This window comes from Snodgrassella sp. M0110 (assembly GCF_016101465.1).
Lineage (GTDB): Bacteria > Pseudomonadota > Gammaproteobacteria > Burkholderiales > Neisseriaceae > Snodgrassella > Snodgrassella alvi.
Map to the genome: position 1 here is coordinate 239,881 of NZ_JACFQM010000004.1, position 17,927 is coordinate 257,807.

Annotated in this window: 15 protein-coding genes and 1 other RNA gene; 6 read left to right on the forward strand and 10 right to left on the reverse strand. The window is 41.7% G+C overall.

The annotated features are described in order from the left end of the window. Nucleotides 1-164: 164 nt before the first annotated feature. The 4 genes from H3T84_RS07855 to H3T84_RS07870 all read right to left on the reverse strand — a co-directional run bounded on the left by H3T84_RS07855 (nucleotide 165) and on the right by H3T84_RS07870 (nucleotide 3,874). Nucleotides 165-815: a DUF421 domain-containing protein gene (locus H3T84_RS07855; protein ID WP_025331730.1), complete on the reverse strand. Its 651-nt coding sequence runs from the start codon at nucleotides 813-815 to the stop codon at nucleotides 165-167. A gap of 505 nt (nucleotides 816-1,320) precedes the next feature. Beyond that, nucleotides 1,321-1,956, reverse strand: a complete 636-nt coding sequence (locus H3T84_RS07860) for a hypothetical protein (protein ID WP_198218754.1) — start codon at nucleotides 1,954-1,956, stop codon at nucleotides 1,321-1,323. Nucleotides 1,957-2,129: 173 nt separating this feature from the next. Then, on the reverse strand, nucleotides 2,130-2,738 hold the full coding sequence (prfH, locus tag H3T84_RS07865) for a peptide chain release factor H (protein WP_198218755.1): 609 nt from the start codon (nucleotides 2,736-2,738) through the stop codon (nucleotides 2,130-2,132). Next, a complete protein-coding gene (locus H3T84_RS07870; protein WP_198218756.1) occupies nucleotides 2,738-3,874 on the reverse strand; it encodes an RNA ligase RtcB family protein in 1,137 nt (378 codons plus the stop codon). The genes prfH and H3T84_RS07870 overlap by 1 nt, the downstream gene beginning before the upstream one ends. Nucleotides 3,875-4,688: 814 nt before the next feature. Here H3T84_RS07870 and H3T84_RS07875 point away from each other — a divergent pair. Both H3T84_RS07875 and H3T84_RS07880 read left to right on the forward strand, forming a co-directional pair. Beyond that, nucleotides 4,689-5,309 (forward strand): L-threonylcarbamoyladenylate synthase, encoded by a 621-nt coding sequence (locus H3T84_RS07875; RefSeq protein WP_084551647.1) that lies wholly within the window; start codon nucleotides 4,689-4,691, stop codon nucleotides 5,307-5,309. 65 nt (nucleotides 5,310-5,374) lie between these two features. Further along, the gene (locus tag H3T84_RS07880; RefSeq protein WP_198218757.1) at nucleotides 5,375-6,025 is read left to right on the forward strand and encodes a site-2 protease family protein; all 651 of its coding nucleotides are present in this window, start codon (nucleotides 5,375-5,377) and stop codon (nucleotides 6,023-6,025) included. 149 nt (nucleotides 6,026-6,174) lie between these two features. Here H3T84_RS07880 and prmC read toward each other — a convergent pair whose 3' ends face one another. Together prmC and mgtE are read right to left on the reverse strand one after the other, a co-directional pair. Next, nucleotides 6,175-6,987, reverse strand: a complete 813-nt coding sequence (gene prmC / locus H3T84_RS07885) for a peptide chain release factor N(5)-glutamine methyltransferase (protein ID WP_370524087.1) — start codon at nucleotides 6,985-6,987, stop codon at nucleotides 6,175-6,177. A 39-nt stretch (nucleotides 6,988-7,026) separates the two neighbouring features. After that, complete coding sequence (mgtE, locus tag H3T84_RS07890) at nucleotides 7,027-8,460, reverse strand: magnesium transporter (RefSeq protein ID WP_025331738.1); 1,434 nt, start codon at nucleotides 8,458-8,460, stop codon at nucleotides 7,027-7,029. Between the two features lie 346 nt (nucleotides 8,461-8,806). Between mgtE and H3T84_RS07895 the strand changes: the two genes are divergently transcribed. Next, nucleotides 8,807-9,700 carry a LysR family transcriptional regulator gene (locus tag H3T84_RS07895; protein WP_078475196.1) on the forward strand — a complete coding sequence of 298 codons (894 nt, stop codon included), beginning with the start codon at nucleotides 8,807-8,809 and terminating at the stop codon, nucleotides 9,698-9,700. A 35-nt stretch (nucleotides 9,701-9,735) separates the two neighbouring features. On the opposite strand, the gene H3T84_RS07900 is transcribed toward H3T84_RS07895, so the two are convergent. The 3 genes from H3T84_RS07900 to H3T84_RS07910 all read right to left on the reverse strand — a co-directional run bounded on the left by H3T84_RS07900 (nucleotide 9,736) and on the right by H3T84_RS07910 (nucleotide 14,617). Then, nucleotides 9,736-10,725: an aldo/keto reductase gene (locus H3T84_RS07900; RefSeq protein WP_100126078.1), complete on the reverse strand. Its 990-nt coding sequence runs from the start codon at nucleotides 10,723-10,725 to the stop codon at nucleotides 9,736-9,738. A gap of 246 nt (nucleotides 10,726-10,971) precedes the next feature. Continuing rightward, nucleotides 10,972-12,672 (reverse strand): D-lactate dehydrogenase, encoded by a 1,701-nt coding sequence (dld, locus tag H3T84_RS07905; RefSeq protein WP_100115734.1) that lies wholly within the window; start codon nucleotides 12,670-12,672, stop codon nucleotides 10,972-10,974. A gap of 103 nt (nucleotides 12,673-12,775) precedes the next feature. Next, the gene (locus H3T84_RS07910; protein WP_198218776.1) at nucleotides 12,776-14,617 is read right to left on the reverse strand and encodes an ABC transporter ATP-binding protein; all 1,842 of its coding nucleotides are present in this window, start codon (nucleotides 14,615-14,617) and stop codon (nucleotides 12,776-12,778) included. Between the two features lie 143 nt (nucleotides 14,618-14,760). Between H3T84_RS07910 and rnpB the strand changes: the two genes are divergently transcribed. Then, an RNA gene (gene rnpB / locus H3T84_RS07915) (RNase P RNA component class A) lies at nucleotides 14,761-15,121 on the forward strand. A gap of 163 nt (nucleotides 15,122-15,284) precedes the next feature. On the opposite strand, the gene H3T84_RS07920 is transcribed toward rnpB, so the two are convergent. Next, a complete protein-coding gene (locus H3T84_RS07920) occupies nucleotides 15,285-15,827 on the reverse strand; it encodes a DUF4865 family protein (RefSeq protein WP_198218759.1) in 543 nt (180 codons plus the stop codon). 110 nt (nucleotides 15,828-15,937) lie between these two features. Between H3T84_RS07920 and H3T84_RS07925 the strand changes: the two genes are divergently transcribed. Continuing rightward, nucleotides 15,938-16,675: a LysR family transcriptional regulator gene (locus H3T84_RS07925; protein ID WP_198218760.1), complete on the forward strand. Its 738-nt coding sequence runs from the start codon at nucleotides 15,938-15,940 to the stop codon at nucleotides 16,673-16,675. 406 nt (nucleotides 16,676-17,081) lie between these two features. Beyond that, nucleotides 17,082-17,732: a hypothetical protein gene (locus H3T84_RS07930; protein ID WP_198218761.1), complete on the forward strand. Its 651-nt coding sequence runs from the start codon at nucleotides 17,082-17,084 to the stop codon at nucleotides 17,730-17,732. Nucleotides 17,733-17,927 lie beyond the last annotated feature (195 nt).

The following is a 17,927-nucleotide window of genomic DNA, read 5'->3' on the forward strand; positions in this document are numbered from 1 at the left end:
CCAACATTGATATGTTATCGCATATTTGCTGAGAAATTCATTATCACTGCAAAATACTGGGTATTGCTGCCGGTAACAGCCAGCTAAGAATCAGAAAAATTTTTTATCTCAATACGATGCCACATGATAAATGGCATAAAATTTACAAACTAAGTTTAATCAAACTAGTTTCCGCTACTTTTTTGCACATCTGGATAAACCCAAAGCTTATTATCATGCACTTCTGCCAGAAAAACATCATCCAGTTTTTCTCCTAACCGGTTCAGCTCATTTTCCAGCCATTTTTCGTCATGCCCCAGAGATTTTAAACTTGGGTAATTCACTACTCCATTTTCTACTACAACAACGGCCATGGAGGGATCACCTTTTTTTACTACGGTCATCTGACCATTATATTCAAACCAGACATCACTGAGTGCTTCCAGACTGTTATAGCCACGCTGATGGAGTAACATAATAAAATCACGGATAGACAGTTTTGCTTTACGAAAATTCTGTGAAAGTACGATTCCATTTTCCATTAAGCGTATAGAGGTACCGTCAACAAAATCTTTAGCAATATTGCGCTTAAATGTGGTGTAACGTACCAGTAACAGTAATCCTGCCCAAAAAATGGAAGCACTCATAAGTAGGGTAATACTTATGGACGGATTATATAGCGGACCGCCAATAATTGCCCCTAAAACCACGTTACCTACCTGATCAATAGCAGAAATGGGCGCCAGAGACCCTTTACCGGATAAGTTGATGTAGACTAACAGAATACAAAATGCGACCAGCATTTTGAAAATGATATTGAGATAGATGGGATTCATTAACGGTTCCTTTTAAACAATAATAACCGCAGCTTCAGATAAATAAATATAAATTATTGATTTTAATAAATGTATCATGAAATCAATAAAAGATATTATTCTGAATATCGCTCAATATCCTAAAGTAATTAATATTTATAATATTAGAAACATAATAATAAAATATATATTTAATATCAATGACTTATATTTTAATTTTAAGCTAAATTTCAATTTTTAATTTGTTTAAAATTATGTAATTAATTAAGAATGCTTTTGATTGAAATTTTGTCTTGATAAGGCAATATTGTTTTTGGCTGGATTATTCTAGTTATATTTTTATCGTTCTTGCCAGATATTTTCAGACGGAGATTTTAAAATTTGAATTCTGATGCGGAGAAATCCAGACTTAGTTACCCGCATCAGGTTATATAATGTTATTGATAAGATTACCAATAACTATCATGGCTTTAAAGCAGCTAAGAATTTACGGAAAGGTTTTCATTATCAGTTAATGAAACAAATGCTATCTAAATACAACTAATTTTTTATATCTCTGACTTATTGAAGTAATTAATGTTTTTATTTGCTCATCTATATCAGTAAAAAGATAGAAATTATGTAAATGCGGATAGTGTTTGATAAATATATTGCCTTTTTGGGTTCCGGCCGGGCATAAATTAAACGCTAATGTATTCGACGTTAAAATAATGCTCATAAAATCATCCCAATAAAAAATACCTTCCATGTCAACTGATTTGATTAAGATTCCTTCTTCAAAAAACACATAATGATATTCAGCAGGCCAGTTAATTTCTTGGTATAATTTTTTTAATCTTCTGATTTCACGAATTATTCCGACAATTTGTGCTATAGATATCAGTAAAAATATAACCGCGAGTATCTGAATAGATTCTATAGCTGTTCTAGGTATTGTATTTTCCTCTAAAAAAAATTTCTGCAAATAAAAACATGCAATATAGATAATATAAATAATTACGCCGACAGAAAAAATTTTTTTAGGAAAATATATTTTAAATATATTCCGGGATATTTGAGGCGCCGGTGATTGATTTTCTTCTAATTTAATATTCTTGGTAAATAAATATGTTGCCGTATCAGGATCGAAAGCAACATAAGGCTCTAATATATATTTTTTCATTATGACATTTAATTAATTATGTAAATTAATTTATTTTATCAAAAACCAGATTTATTTATATGATATATGTCAATATTCACTTTTTTTGTAAATTTATTCTAAACGGATACTCGGTAGATTAATGTTGAAAATAAAACAGGCAACTATGAAGATATCAGGTTGCCTGCTTACTACTACAAAGCTTTAAAATCCATGCCAGTAAATATTCGTACCGGATTGCCACGGGCTATCTGATGATGGTGTTTATGATGAATCGCCTTATTTCTTGCCTGCAATCGCTGTTCCTGCTGTAACAGCTTATGCTGGAGCAACAGCACAGCTAGTTTTTTATTAGCATGCTGGCTGCGCTCTGATTGCACTTTAACACTAATACCGCTGGCTGTATGTGTTGCTCTGACAGCTGATTCTGTTTTATTAACGTGCTGTCCGCCTGCTCCGGATGAACGCATAGTTTCAAATACAATTTCATCAGAATACTGCTGAACAACTGGATTAAAACAACTCACTCCGATAAACCAGTTTTTTCGTTTGTGCTGCGGGCGATAAGGGCTGGCACAAACCCATTGAATAGTACCCTGCCACATATCAGCCAGTACTTTGGTCTGAGTACCCTCTAAACTCACCAGTACCGAATGCAGCCCGTGTTTAGCCGGTTCCTGTTCCAGAACTTGTACTTCAACCTGTTTCTGTTTAGCTTCATATTGTAAACGTGCTAATGCTTTCACAACGGCAAGACAACATTCAGCCGGTCCGTAAGCAGCAGATAATTGCAAAAGTTGCATTATTTCTTCTCCGTCTGAACTTTATAAGTAATCACTGGTTTAAGGCGTGCTACCGGTCTGATTAGCTGAGCCTGAACCATGGCTGCGATTACACTTTCAATTGATTTATATGCCTGAGGGGCTTCTTCATATAACAGTTCACGATCACCGCAGATTACTCTGCTGCCATATGCTGTACGGGTTAACTGTTCTGCTGTATAGCGTTCTGCCAGCCTACCCTTACAGGCAGAGCGCTGCCATTTACGTCCTGCACCGTGTGCCAGTGAATATAGTGAGGAAACGGTCTCCAGTGGTTGTACCAGATAGCTGAAATCACCACGTGAACCGGGAATAATCACTAATCCCCTGTTGGCAGGCGCAGCACCTTTTCGGTGCAACCAACCATACTCCTCATTGATTGTTACCGGTTCTATAAAGTTATGGCTGATATCCAGCAGTTTTTGCCCCTGCTCACGCAGGTTAGCCAGAATACGTCTGCCAATCAGCTCGCGGTTCTGCTGTGCATAATCCAGAGCCAGATTGTGTTGCATCAGATATTCTTTACCGGCAGGACTATCGGCGATTAACCCCTGATGCCCGTACTGGCGGGTATGTTTATCCAGAATCATGCCGCCCAACCCGCGTGAACCGCTATGTACCATCAGTTGCAGGTAATGTTTATCCAGGCCGATCTCCCGGATAATTTCCGGTACATAAACTGTCTCCAGCATTTGCAGTTCTGCAAAATGGTTACCGCTGCCAATGGTTCCTGAAGCATATGTATGATTATTTAATGGCAGAATTTCCGGCCATAAAGCTGTACATTCTGTGATTGATAGCGGCTGGTCAATATTATCCAGACGCTTAATCAGCTTAGCCTGATTCATTGCCCGGATTTTAACTGTGGTTTGCCATAATGCCATTCCGCAGCCAATATCCCCGCCAATCAGTGCCGGATAAAGATATTGGGTAGTAAAAAAAGCTGCACCTACCGGATAACCACGGCCGGGATGTAAATCCGGCATACCGGCAACGTATTTAATATCGAGAAGTTTTGCAGTTGTCTCTAGCTGCCGGATGGCTTCGCCCTCTAACCAGAGTTCTGGTGATGTTATCAGGGTAATATTGTCCGCCAGCTGCTGAATAGAATTGCCCATTCTGATCCATTCCAATTATTTTATTTGGTAATAAGCAAGCAATAGTCAACCATGTTCATCATAAATGAACAGGATTTGCATGCTGAGTAATAAATTGGCAGGCCGTAGCCAAGGATCAGGATGTAATCAGCCCTGGATTGACCTGCAAGGGATAGGTAGTACAAACATAATTATTCCTTTCCGTTGCAATGTTGATAATTTGACAGAGTGGCGTACTGTAAATCAGGTTTTACAGGTAGTCAAAAATAATCAGCGATTTTTATGTCAATGAGCTGATTATAATTAGTGTTTTGTAGTTATTTCACCACTAATACACTAATCCGGTACTTTTGACACAATTATTTTCAATTAAAAATAATAAAAATTAATCATTAATAATAATTCATACTCTGGTATGAATCAGTAACCACGTTTCCTGCATTAATTTAAAAATCTGCGCCGGGTTAAAACTTCCAGAACTGCTGCCCGTCAGTGGAACAGCAATAGAAGCATAGTGACAGAGATTAACGATATTTATAGTGGCAGTAACTCAGGCAGGAATGGAACAGGCACGCCGCGACATATTAATGCCGGACAGAAATCATGTGCTCTGATAAGACAGTTTACCGGCACTGGTAGCGAATTTCAGGCGGAATGCTGAATTTTTCAGAAATTTTCTATTTGTGCTGATATCTGTCTGAATATGTGCTGGATGTTTACTGCTGGTAATACTTCTAAATAAATAGTTAGTCGGACATGTTATTCTCTGTTGGTGTGGCAGGCTTATGTTTACAATAACTGGTTAGATTGATAAATACAAAATGAGGAATTTTTTATGGCACAGTTTTTTGCTATCCATCCTACTGATCCTCAGGAACGACTGATTAATCAGGCAGCAGATATTGTTCGTGGTGGCGGAGTGATTGTTTATCCGACGGATTCCTGCTATGCACTGGGCTGTCTACCGGGCAATAAACAGGCAATGGAGCGAATTTTACGTATACGCGGCATTGATCAGAAACATCATCTAACTCTGATGTGTCATGATCTCAGCCAGCTGGGCGTTTATGCGCGTGTAGATAATAGCCAGTTCCGGCTGCTCAAAGCAGCAACGCCCGGAAGTTATACATTTATTTTGCAGGCCACCAAAGAAGTACCAGCACGTACTCTTCACCCTAAACGCAAAACCATCGGTTTACGTGTTCCAGACAATCGTATAGCTCTGGCTTTATTGCAGAATCTGAATGAACCCATGCTGTCATGTACACTGATGCTGCCTCATGATGATGAACCGTTAACTGACCCTTATGATATCCGGGATCAGCTCGAACATGAAGTGGATCTGGTGATAGACGGTGGCTGGTGCGGTACTGAGCCTACAACCGTCATTGATATGACCGAGGATATTACGCTGATACGGCAGGGTAAAGGGGATACTGCACTATTTGGTTTGTAAAATTTTCACTGGTATCATAACTGTTTTGATTTAGAATTTTCTATTTGTATTTTAAGGATTTTACTTTGCTGAAATTTGATCTGGCTTACTTACTTCTGGCAATCTTGCCGATTCTACTTGGGATTACCCTCCCGGAAGCAGTTTGTGGTTATATGGCACGCTTTTGCGGTGACCGTACAGCTGAAACGATGGGTCGGCTGAGTTTGAATCCGGCTAAATACATTGATATTGTCGGAACAATTATTATCCCGCTGGCAACCATGATTCTTTTGCCTGGCCATCTTATGGTTGGCTGGGCCAAACCAGTACCAATTGACCCGCGAAATTTTAAAAACAGACGTCAGGGAGAGCGTCTGGTAGCCATTGCCAGCCCCCTGGCTAACCTGCTCATGTGTCTGTGCTGGACCATTGTTGTGATTATCAGTCGGTGGGTGCCGGAATATTTTCAGGAACCACTGGCGATGATGGGAATCATAGGTGTCCGTGTTAATGTCATGTTCTGTTTTTTCAGTCTTCTGCCGATTCCTCCGCAACCGGGTGCACGCTTTATTGACAGTTTTCTGTCACCAAAAGCTTCGATGGAGTATCGTAAGCTGGAACCATATGGAACATGGATTATTCTGCTTCTGATTGTAAGCGGCATATTCTCGTTTATTTTGCGACCATTTCTTGAAATGGTTACGTCACTGATGTTTTTAATAATTAATCTCTTCTGAGATCAGATGTAGTTTTCATTATTAGAAAATTCAATTGAAATATTTAATTCGGCAAGAATATTTTTATATTCTTGCCGAATTATACTGATTACATCAATTTAAAATTAATTCTGGTGAATAAATGATTGGCTCATTGATTTACCTGAAAATTATTTTCTCTGTCCCAGTGTTACTCTTTCCAGACCAGCCAGATCAGGCTGTGTGTGAATCTGACTGAAATTATTCTGCGCTAACATTGTGCGGACTGCTTCTCCCTGATCAAAGCCATGTTCCAGTAATAACCAGCCATCAGGACGCAGAAAATGTGCAGCGCCGGTAATAATGGTTTGAAATGCAGTCAGACCGTTGTGATTATCGGTGAGCGCATGCTGCGGTTCAAAGCGCAAATCCCCTTGCTGCAAGTGTTGATCATGTACGGCAATATAAGGAGGATTGGATACAATTACGTCCACACTGTTAACTGCAGGCTGCGGCTGCGCCTGATACCATGAACCTTGTCCGAAAGATACGTCTGCCTGCAGGGCAGCAGCATTGGTACGCGCAACTGCCAGTGCTTCTGCACTGATATCAGCTGCCCATACCTGTGCATCAGGACGTTCACAGGCTACGGTAATCGCAATGGCTCCGCTGCCTGTACCTAAATCCCACACAACTCCGTGCTCAGGTAAATGTGCTAAAACCGCTTCTACGAGATGTTCCGTTTCCGGCCGCGGAATCAGTACAGCTTCTGTAACTTGAAAACGCCTGCTGTAAAATTCACGCCATCCGAGCAGATAGGCCAATGGCTCACCAGCCAGCCGCCGTTGTGCCAGTTGATTCAGTCTGGTCTGATCACTGCTGCTGATTAGCTGCTGACCATGGGCGATAATATAGCCATGACTGATATCCAGTATCTGCTGAAGCAGCATTCGTGCTTCCAGTCGCGGCAAACCGCAGTTGTGTAACCAGCTATCAAGAGTGATTGGCGTATCTGTATTCATTATCTATTCTTTAAGACAGGTTTATAACAAAAACAGGGTGGCCAGACCGAGAAAAATAAAAAAGCCGCCAGAATCTGTAACAGCAGTAATCAGCACACTGCTGCCAAGTGCCGGATCGCGGCCGGATTTTTGCATAATTACCGGTATCAGTACGCCGACCGTGGCAGCCAGTAACAGATTCAGTGTCATTGCAGCCACCATAACCAGACCAATACCTACGCTGTGATACAGGAAATAGGAAACAAGCCCCATCACAGAACCCCAGATAATACCATTTACAAGAGCAACACCCTCTTCTTTGCGCAGTAACCGCCATGCCTGACTGTTACTGATTTGTCCGGAGGTCATGGCGCGCACAATCATGGTAATGGTCTGATTACCGGAATTACCGCCAATACCGGCCACAATCGGCATCAGTGTTGCCAGCGCAACAATTTTTTCAATTGAGTTTTCAAACATACCAATTACACGGCTGGCAACAAAAGCCGTACACAAATTGACAGCCAGCCATATCCAGCGGTTTTTTACTGAATCCACTACCGGCGCAAACAGGTCTTCCTCTTCACGTAAACCAGCCATATTCAGCATATCGGTTTCTGATTCTTCACGAATCACATCCACCATTTCATCAACGGTAATACGTCCGATCAGTTTGCGGTTACTGTCTACTACTGGTGCAGTGACCAGATCATAGCGCTCAAATGCCGCTGCCGCTTCTTCAGCATCGTCTTCAGGACGGAAGGTAACCACATCATCGGCCATAACTGTCGAGACCAGTAAATCCGGATCGGCAACCAACAGACTGCGTATGGGTAAAACGCCTTGCAGAACATCGTAATTATCGACTACAAAGATTTTATCGGTATGGTCGGGCAAACGTTCAAAGCGGCGTAAATAACGCAAGACCACCTCACAGGTTACATCTGCCCGAATACTCACCAGCTCAAAATCCATCAGTGCGCCAACCTGATTGTCTTCAAATGACATTGCCGCAGTAATTTGTGCCCGCTCTTCTTCATCACGGCTGCTGATGGCTTCATAAACAACTTCTTTGGGCAAATCCGGAGCCAGCTCGGCCAGTTCGTCTGCATCCAGATTATCCACAGCGGCCAGCAGTTCCTGCTGCGCCATGCTTTCAATCAGGGTTTCACGTACCGGATCAGAAACCTCCAGTAATACCTCACCATCTTCAGTAGGTGTAGCCAGCTTCCACACCAGCATACGTTCCTGTAGCGGCAGTGACTCCAGCAGGGTAGCCATATCGGCAGGATGCAGCTCGTGCAGAGCAGCAATCAGTTCAGTCAGTGCCTGTTCCTGCTCCGGTGTTTGCAGGTATGACTGAGTATGCGAATGGATATGCTCGGCAACCGGCAAAAGAATAGCAACCAGCTCACATATGTGATCGGTATCCAGATGCAGGCGTTCCAGTTCGCTGAGATTGCTGTGGCTATCCATTGTATTGTTATCCTGTGTGTTGCATCATCCAAACCGGAATGTTACCGCTGCAATGCCAGCAGTATATCCTGATAAAACAGCATTTTGCCTGTTATGATAAATTAAAGCCTGCTTGAGCAGGCTGTCTTTAATAATATTGTACACGGATTTTACCTATTCGCGCCTCTCCTTCTTTGCGTTTATCACCACAAACTATATTGCTAAGCTGCATAATCAGTGTATTTCACGGCAAGGTTTATATATTCTCTGTCACAGAATAAGGTTGCTGATAACACCACATTGTTTTAATGTATAAATTACATTACTGCTGCAAATCATGATTAAATTCAGCAGGGGGAATAGCAATATGCTCAGAGAAAATTTCAATGAATTTCAGTATTTACTGACAATAGCCAAAGAGCGAAGTTTTACCAGAGCAGCCCGTAAACTAGGAATGACACAGTCTGCGCTCAGCCACGCGATTAAAGTTCTGGAGCAAAAACTGCAAACACGTTTACTGACCCGGACAACGCGCAGTGTGGCGCCTACTGATATAGGTGAACAGATTATTGCTTATCTGGAACCACGATTAAATGAGCTTGAATTTACATTACAGAATCTGGTTGAACAAAATGGTACGGCCAGCGGCAATATTCGGCTGTCTGTTAGTGAACATGCGGCAAATACGGTACTCTGGCCGAAACTGAAACCATTTCTGAAAGAACATCCGAAAATTAATGTTGAGTTATTTATCGATAACCATTTTGTAGATATCGTGCAGGATGGTTTTGATGCCGGAGTACGCCTTGGAGAAAGCCTCGAACAAGACATGGTAGCCATTAAACTGAGCTCTGAAATACGTCTGGCTGTTGTGGCATCAGCAGATTATTTCAAGACTCACGCTATACCGGCCACCCCATATGATTTACAGCATCATCAGTGTATCAATGTACGCTTACCCAGTGCCAACGCACTTTACCAGTGGGAGTTTGAAAAAGACGGCAAACCACTGCGCATTAAAGTAAACGGACAACTCACTTTCAATCAGTTACCTGAGCGCATAGACGCCGTGTTATCGGGTTTTGGTATTGGCTACGTGCCCGAGGATATGGTCACAGCACTGGTGGCCTCCGGTCAGCTGGTACAAGTACTGAAAGAATGGTGTCCTGCTTTTCCGGGCTACTACCTCTATTATCCCAGCCGCAAACAGCACCCCCGTGCCTTTGCTATGATGATTGATGCTTTACGACTAGTTGAATAAGGGAAACCATATGAGCCTCCCTTATTCTTTCCTAATTAACGCCCTACACGTGCCTGCTGGTCAGCAGGATAACGCTCACCCACAATAGAAACACGCTCTAGAGCCTGATTAATTTCAACAACATCACTGGCAGTTAGCTGAATGTCGGCCGCAGCCAGATTTTCCTGAAGTCTGTCTGGTCTGGTAGTGCCCGGAATCGGAACAATCCATGGTTTTTGTGCCAGCAGCCATGCCAGCGCAATCTGAGCCGGAGTAACCTGATGAGCCTGAGCCAGTTTATTGATCAGAGTGGTCAGGTTTTCATTTGCTGCCCGTGCTTCAGGAGTAAAGCGCGGTACACGCCGGCGGAAATCATCGGCAGTAAATACAGTAGCTGAATTAATGGTACCGGTTAAAAAGCCTTTACCCAGCGGGCTGAACGGTACCAGACCAATTCCCAGCTCCTGCAACAATGGCAAAATTTCTTTTTCCGGTTCGCGCCACCACATTGAGTATTCACTTTGCAATGCAGTCAGAGGCTGTACTGCATGTGCCCGGCGAATGGTAGCAGCACCGGCTTCAGACAAACCAAAATGTTTTACCTTTCCCTCAGCAATCAAATCCTTAACCGTACCAGCAACATCTTCAATCGGTACATCAGGGTCGACCCGATGCTGATACAATAAATCAATCACATCTGTTTGCAGCCGCCGCAATGAACCTTCGACTGCCTGGCGAATATGCTCCGGACGGCTGTTTAAAATCTGCTGCTTATTATCATCACCAAACGTAAAACCAAACTTAGTGGCGATCACTACCTGTTGCCGGTAAGGTTTCAAAGCCTCGCCGACTAATTCTTCGTTCAGATAAGGACCATAAACTTCTGCCGTATCAAAAAAAGTCACACCTTGTGCCACTGCAGAACGAATCAGCTCAATGGCTTTTCCGGTTTCTGTTGCCGCACCATATCCGAAACTCAGCCCCATACATCCCAGCCCCAAAGCAGAAACAGCCAGACGGCTACTGCCTAAATAACGTTGTTGCATCGTACTATTCCTTTTGTGATTAATCGCAGAAACAGCATAGTCTTTGCAGGCAACAGGATTAAGAGGTCTGAATTACTAAGGTTAATTAATACTATTCATAAATAATCAACCTGCCTTTTCATCACTCAAAAAAAAGCGCCTGACAAATCAGCAGGCGCTCAGCGGTATATTTCAGACGTAAATACTATCTTTTCCAAATACCTTTATCAGCAATGACTTTCAGAAAATACTGATTTATTTGTCAGCTTAATCAGCCCAGTATTTTTTCTTTGAAGTTTTACCAATACCCGGATTAAAGCTATTGGTAGGATCCAGCTGCCGGTAAAATTGCTTTAAAGCCGGTTTGGCATGATACAAGTGACCAACATTGTGCTCAGCCGGATACTGAGCTCCACGCTGATCAAGTAATACCAGCATCTCATCTTCAACTTTGTTGCAATCGGTACCTTTACGGGCAATATAATCCTGATGGAAAACATGACAGAAAAAGTGGCCATAATACATTTTATGGATGAAATGCTGATTAATACTGTCAGGCAGGGTTTCAAACCATTCGCTGTCATTACGCCGTAAAGCCACATCCAGTGCAACAATATTTTCTACCGTATCGCTATGCACATTACGATAGGTAGTCGCTGCGCCGGCTGCGGCAAAACGATGCAGCATTGCCGCTTCGGCCTCTTTTTCATTACAGCGGAAATAACTACCGGTTTTCTGCTGGAAAAAAGTATTCAGAAATGCTTCTGCTTCCTCAATACCGTCATCAGCCATTTTCAGAATCAGATGGTGTTCGTAACGGTCGCGGTAATCACGAATGGACTGAGGTAAATGCTGCGGCAGAAATTTACACATAAATACCGCAAAATGGTCAGAAAAATTCTTCGGAAAAAACGGAATTTTCGCCATGATACGATCAACAAAATTCTTAAAGGCAAACAGACGCGGCATGGCATCAGTACCGAATTTCTGAATGGCAACAAAAGTATCTTTACCATATGCAGCAGCAATATCAAAAGCCTCACGGTGCATGTACTCACCGGAAACCGGCAGATTTTTAAACTTGCTGAGAATATGGCGGCGAATATCATCCAGCTCGTGGGTATCATTACTGCCGATATAGAAAACCGCAGATTTTTTCTCCAGCGGGAAAGTATCCAGACGAACAGCAAAGACCATTAGACGTCCGGCGCTGCCGGAAGCTTCATAATGCCGTGCCGGATCGGCATTAAAACGTGCCGGCGTATCTGCATCTATTTCGCGTACATGGTTGCGGTATTCGTGGTCATGTCCCATACCGGCATCATGTTTGATATCTTGATCGCTGTATTTATGATTTTGCAGATTCTGTAAAATAGTTTCCGGTTCATCGCCCAGTTCGATACCAAGATGATTTACCAGATGCAACTGACCGTTTTCATCCAGTTGAGCAAACACTGCCATCTGAGTATAAGCCGGACCGCGCTGAATTAGAGCACCACCTGAATTGTTACATACTCCGCCCATCACGGAGGCACCAATACAGGATGAACCGATAACCGAATGCGGACCACGCTGATATTGTTTCAGCTCTTTTTCCAGACGGAACAGTGTGCTGCCGGGTAAACAGACTACCTGTTCGCCATTTTCAATCACCTGAATACCATCCAGCCGGCGTGTGCTGACAATGACAATCGGGCGATCATAATCATTACCATCTGGTGTCGAACCACCTGTCAGACCGGTATTGGCAGACTGAGTGATAACTATCACATCAGCTTCAACACAGGCTTTTAATACCCGCCACTGCTCCACCAGTGTACCCGGTATCACAACAGCCAGCGCATCACCAACTCCGAAACGAATACCCTGACGGTAAGGCAGAGTACGTGCGGGATCAGTCAGAGTATATTCATGCCCGACAATTCCCTGTAATGTGTGAACGAGGTCGGTATGTGTATTAATACCCATACTGCTTCTCCCTTTATTATGTAGTGACTTATTCCTAATTAATACAAACCATTTTAGAACAGTTATATATTAACGGAAAGATTTTTAACATATCTGATGTATATCAGGCTTCAGGCAAAAAACCACCGCTCTGCCGTTGCCACAGCATAGCATAAACACCATTTTTTGCCAGCAGCTCACTATGTGTGCCCTGCTCAACTATCTGCCCTTTATCCATCACAATCAGCCGATCCATTGCAGCAATCGTTGACAGCCGGTGAGCAATTGCCACAACCGTTTTGCCCTGCATTAACCGGGTGAGATTTTCCTGAATGGCGGCCTCTACTTCAGAATCCAGAGCACTAGTGGCTTCATCCAGCAGCAGAATCGGCGCATCTTTCAGAATTACACGGGCTATGGCAATCCGCTGGCGCTGTCCGCCAGACAGCTTCACACCGCGCTCACCCACATGTGCATCATATCCATGTCTTGCTTTGGAATCTTCCAGTGATGGAATGAAACCATCCGCTGCTGCCTGCTGTGCTGCCTGTATCATTTCTTCATCAGAGGCATCGGGACGCCCGTAAACTATATTGTCACGTACTGAACGGTGCAGCAGAGAAGTATCCTGTGTCACCAGCCCCAGTGCTGCACGCAGACTATCCTGCGTTACATCGCGGATATCCTGCCCGTCAATCAGAATACGGCCGCCCTGTACATCATAAAAACGCAGCAACAGATTGGTCAGTGTCGTTTTACCGGCGCCGCTGCGTCCGACCAGACCCACTTTTTCTCCCGCGCGGATATGCAGGTTAAAATCGCGCAGCAGCGGTTTATCCTCACTGTAAGAAAAGTTTACATGCTCAAAATCAATCGCACCCTGATTAACTGTTAACGGCAGTGCCTTAGGTTTATCAACAATAGCATGCGGACGGGATAGTATCTTCATACCATCTTCAACCGTACCGATATTTTCAAACAGACGCGCACTTTCCCACATTACCCAGCGTGAAAGACCATTAATCCGTGAGGCCATGGCTGTCGCTGTGGCAATAGCACCAACACCCACCTGCCCCTGCATCCACAGCCAGATACCCAGGCCGGCGGAGCCGACTACCAGTAAAGTATTAATCATGGTGCTCAGACTATCCAGCAGGGTTGCCAGACGCATCTGCGCATTCACGGTTACCAGAAATTCCTGCATTGATGCTTTGGCATAGGCGGCTTCACGCGCACTGTGTGAAAACAGCTTCACCGTAGCAATATTGGTGTAGGCATCAGTAATACGACCGGTCATCAGACTGCGGGCATCTGCCTGCCTCTGAGCAGTTTTAGACAGCCTAGGAATCAGAAATCTGAGTACCATGACAAACAGCACTATCCACAGAATAAAAGGTAGCAATAACCAGCTGTCCATACCGGCAAGTATTACCCCGCTGGTAACAAAATAAACCAGTACATAAACCAGCATATTGGCCACAGACATTACCGTATCACGTACCGCAAGCGCGGTTTGCATTACCTTGGCAGAAACCCTTCCGGCAAATTCATCCTGATAAAAACCCATACTCTGCCCGAGCATCAGGCGGTGGAAATTCCAGCGCAGGCGCATCGGAAAGGCGCCCTGAAGAGTCTGAAACTGTACATTGGAAGAAAGAAATGACCAAATAATACTGAATATCAGCACAGCAGCCATCAGCAGCAGTTCATGTCCTTTTTCCGGCCATAACCTGTCTGGTGAATAAGCGCCAAGCCAGTCGATTACCGTACCAAGGAAGCGAAATACCAGGGCCTCCAGAATACCGGTACCTATGGTCATGACAACCATCAACAGCAGCCAGAGGCGTGCTCCTTCCAGACAACTCCAGATAAACGGTAACACACCTTTTTTCGGCGGTTGCGGAAGCATATCCGGATAAGTATCAATGCGGTTTTCAAACCAGCTGAAAAATCGGTTCAGTAACATATTGCGCGGGCTTTCTGCATAGGTGAGCCATAGCGGCTGTGCCTGCAAATACGGCAGCCAGAAAAATAATAAGACAAATCATTATACATAATCTGAAATATAAATCAGCTTTCAGCGGTTTGTGTTAGAATCCTGCAGGCACATCAGCATACCAGACAGTCGCTGTGCATAATATACATGCATGGAGGAAAGTCCGGGCTCCACAGAGCAGAATGCCGGCTAACAGCCGGGCGTCGTGAGGCGACGGAAAGTGGAACAGAAAGCATAACCGCCGATGGCTGTGGGAAACCACAGCACAGGTAAGGGTGAAATGGTGCGGTAAGAGCGCACCGTGCCGTTGGTAACAACGTGTAGCAGGCTAAACCCCATTCGGAGCAAGACCAAACAGAATGCACTGACGCTGCTCGCCGAGCATTCGGGTAGGTTGCTAGAGCGGCACAGTAATGTGCCGCCCAGATGAATGACTGTCCAAGACAGAACCCGGCTTATCGGTTGTCTGATGTGCCCCTCAGCATAATGGTTATTCACACATAGTTGTAACCGTTTTTCCGGCTCTTTAGCACTTATTGATTATTCAGCATTCCCATGGCACCGGATATCAAAGAAAATCATAAAGTAAAACAAATTAGTTATCTATTGATACCATTCATTGAACAATCTGATTAATTTATTTTTGACCATGTCCTGCATCAAGCGAAAGATGGAGAATCTGATACAGATTCTGATTATTTATGGCTGGTTTATCTTTAAAAAAAGTAAATGCAGCATAACGCCATTTATCCGGATTATAAATAATCACTTTACCAGTTTTATTTTTATACTCAGCACCTTGAAAAGAAAAATCTCTTAACCGTACCTGTTCTGCTATAGAAAAATTTTCTTCTGATACATACCGGCTTTGTGAAAAATCATTTGTCAATTCCACTTCTGCTGTAATACCAATATTGATTTTTTGCCAGCCAAAAGAATTAATAATATTGTCAAAATAGCCTTTGAAAATAAATTTGTTCATTCCTTTGGTTTGTTTCCAAAGATAAAGAGGACAATATCCATTGCCTGTGTTGCCACTCTTTTTATCAGAAATTATATAAGCCTTAAATAATAAATCTTCAAAGCCATCTGTTTTATAACCATTATTTTGAATACGATCTTTGATAATATTCATATCATAATCGGCTGGTAAACTAATTTTATATTGCATAGCCTGCATGCTAAATTCCCGCTTTAAACAATGTAATTCAGTTTATAAATTTAATTAAATTTTGAATAATTCTAATCTGCGATTGAGTTATCAGAAAAAATGATAGGCATATACAACATATGGATTTCAAAGGATTATTGATTTTTAAAACAGTTTATGACGTTAAAAGTCTTAATAAAGCAGCAAAAATTTTAGGCTATTCACAATCTAATCTGACCGCACATCTGAAAAAGATGGAACATGAATTACGGGCAACGCTTTTTATCCGTAGTTTTGATGGAATGAAACCAACAGCACAAGGCCATCAGTTTTATGCTTTTAGCAATTCAACACTGGAAAAATTTACACAAATAAAATTATCATTTAAATCTGTCAAACCTTTATTATTAATTTCAGAACTTCTGTTTCAGTTTATTGTTATTGAAAAGACTGAATATCAAATAGAATCAACAGATATTGTTATTAAAAAAACCTGTGAAATAGAAAATGAAATTAATCAGCACAGTTATGATAAAGTCATTACTTTTAAAAAATTTAAGCATAAAGATTATGATTTAACAGAAACCGGATATTTACCTGTTGCCTTTTTAAAAAGTTCCGAAGTTACTACTCATCTGCATTTACCTGTTCTGATTAACAACGATGCAGATTGTCCCTTACGTGCCAAAACTTTAGCAATATATCCGCAGCTGACTAATATTATTACCATTGATTCTCTCAGCCAGCTGTTAAATCTTGTTGAAAATGGGCAGGCAATAGCACTATTGCCCGTATTCTTGGAGCAGGATAAACTTACTCCACTTGATACTCACCAGTATCTGATTGACTATTTTTGTTATCAGCATCAATCAGTTTAAAAAAATTTAATATCATATTAAGTTTACTATCACTACCCGAACCATTATTAACCGGTTAAGTCAGTTAATAAACCATCTGCTGTGAACTGAATACGTCTGTATGAATTTTTACTGTTGCAGCCTGCATGTCCGCACGTTTGAATAGTGCCTTACCGATAAAATTACCACTAAATAGGCGCAGAAATTATCTAAACAGGTACAGAGTTATGATCTGATATTTATTCCGGCCGGATTGATAATATCACTAGTCAAAATCCTTAAATTTTGATTTATATCATTCTATTTTTCATAGAAACAACATAATATCTATAAAATAAAACAGATATTTACATTCTTATATTCTCCAGTAACGCCTAATGCCGGATAACTATTGAATTCTTACTTTTTTAAACCCAGAGATAGCCAAATGCAAAAAATATTTATAGCCATTATTTTTGTTGTCTGTCAGCTAATCTCTTACTCAGCATTAGCAACCGTGGTGATAAGCCGACCCATTTATCAAATCGAAGCATCTGATTTTATAGAAAAATTCAATACTTTAAATAAACAATATCGATATAATCTGAAACCTATTAAAAAAGATGAAAATTTTCAATCTAAAATCATTTATCTCTTTAAACCTAATATCTATCTCGACATGAATAGCGTTTTTGAGTTAGTAGGCCGACTTGAACTTACCTGTGAACAATTCTCAAATAATAAATTAGCCGGCATGAAAAAATGCCAGCAATCTATTCAGCTTATTAGTAAAGCATTTGATCCTGATTTTGAGCTTAGTGACTTCGAAGATAATAAAGTATGCACATCTACAGACGAGACAAACTCATGTTCCTATGAGTTCAATCATGTTAAGTACACTCTGGAAAATGAACAAGACACACAAACTTTACGCTTTATCATTTATCCGTTTAGTGAGGATGAATCAGATTACCCCACAAAATCTGAATCAGATCAGATGTCATTAAAACTTATTCAATACTATATCAGCTATGTTATTAATTACGCTTTATCAGTTCTACACACAGACAATCTTTTTATTTATCTATCTAAATATTAAGATACATCAGCTCAAAATGAACATTTAGCCATATAAGACATACTGGTATGCAAATAATTTATATAACTACCAGATTTTTGTTCCGACTGGATTGATAAATATGATTAGTCAAAATCTTCGAATTTGATTTATATCATTTTATTTTTCAGATAAATAGCATAATATCTATATCAATTAACCCATCTTTGCTTTTTA

Excerpts from the sequence above, each read along its gene's own strand:
- H3T84_RS07855 (WP_025331730.1), bottom strand. The coding sequence starts at position 815 with ATGAATCCCATCTATCTCAATATCATTTTCAAAATGCTGGTCGCATTT.
- H3T84_RS07860 (WP_198218754.1), bottom strand. The coding sequence starts at position 1,956 with ATGAAAAAATATATATTAGAGCCTTATGTTGCTTTCGATCCTGATACG.
- prfH (WP_198218755.1), bottom strand. The coding sequence starts at position 2,738 with ATGCAACTTTTGCAATTATCTGCTGCTTACGGACCGGCTGAATGTTGT.
- H3T84_RS07870 (WP_198218756.1), bottom strand. The coding sequence starts at position 3,874 with ATGGGCAATTCTATTCAGCAGCTGGCGGACAATATTACCCTGATAACA.
- H3T84_RS07875 (WP_084551647.1), top strand. The coding sequence starts at position 4,689 with ATGGCACAGTTTTTTGCTATCCATCCTACTGATCCTCAGGAACGACTG.
- mgtE (WP_025331738.1), bottom strand. The coding sequence starts at position 8,460 with ATGGATAGCCACAGCAATCTCAGCGAACTGGAACGCCTGCATCTGGAT.
- H3T84_RS07895 (WP_078475196.1), top strand. The coding sequence starts at position 8,807 with ATGCTCAGAGAAAATTTCAATGAATTTCAGTATTTACTGACAATAGCC.
- H3T84_RS07900 (WP_100126078.1), bottom strand. The coding sequence starts at position 10,725 with ATGCAACAACGTTATTTAGGCAGTAGCCGTCTGGCTGTTTCTGCTTTG.
- dld (WP_100115734.1), bottom strand. The coding sequence starts at position 12,672 with ATGGGTATTAATACACATACCGACCTCGTTCACACATTACAGGGAATT.
- H3T84_RS07910 (WP_198218776.1), bottom strand. The coding sequence starts at position 14,617 with ATGTTACTGAACCGATTTTTCAGCTGGTTTGAAAACCGCATTGATACT.
- H3T84_RS07920 (WP_198218759.1), bottom strand. The coding sequence starts at position 15,827 with ATGCAGGCTATGCAATATAAAATTAGTTTACCAGCCGATTATGATATG.
- H3T84_RS07925 (WP_198218760.1), top strand. The coding sequence starts at position 15,938 with ATGGATTTCAAAGGATTATTGATTTTTAAAACAGTTTATGACGTTAAA.
- H3T84_RS07930 (WP_198218761.1), top strand. The coding sequence starts at position 17,082 with ATGCAAAAAATATTTATAGCCATTATTTTTGTTGTCTGTCAGCTAATC.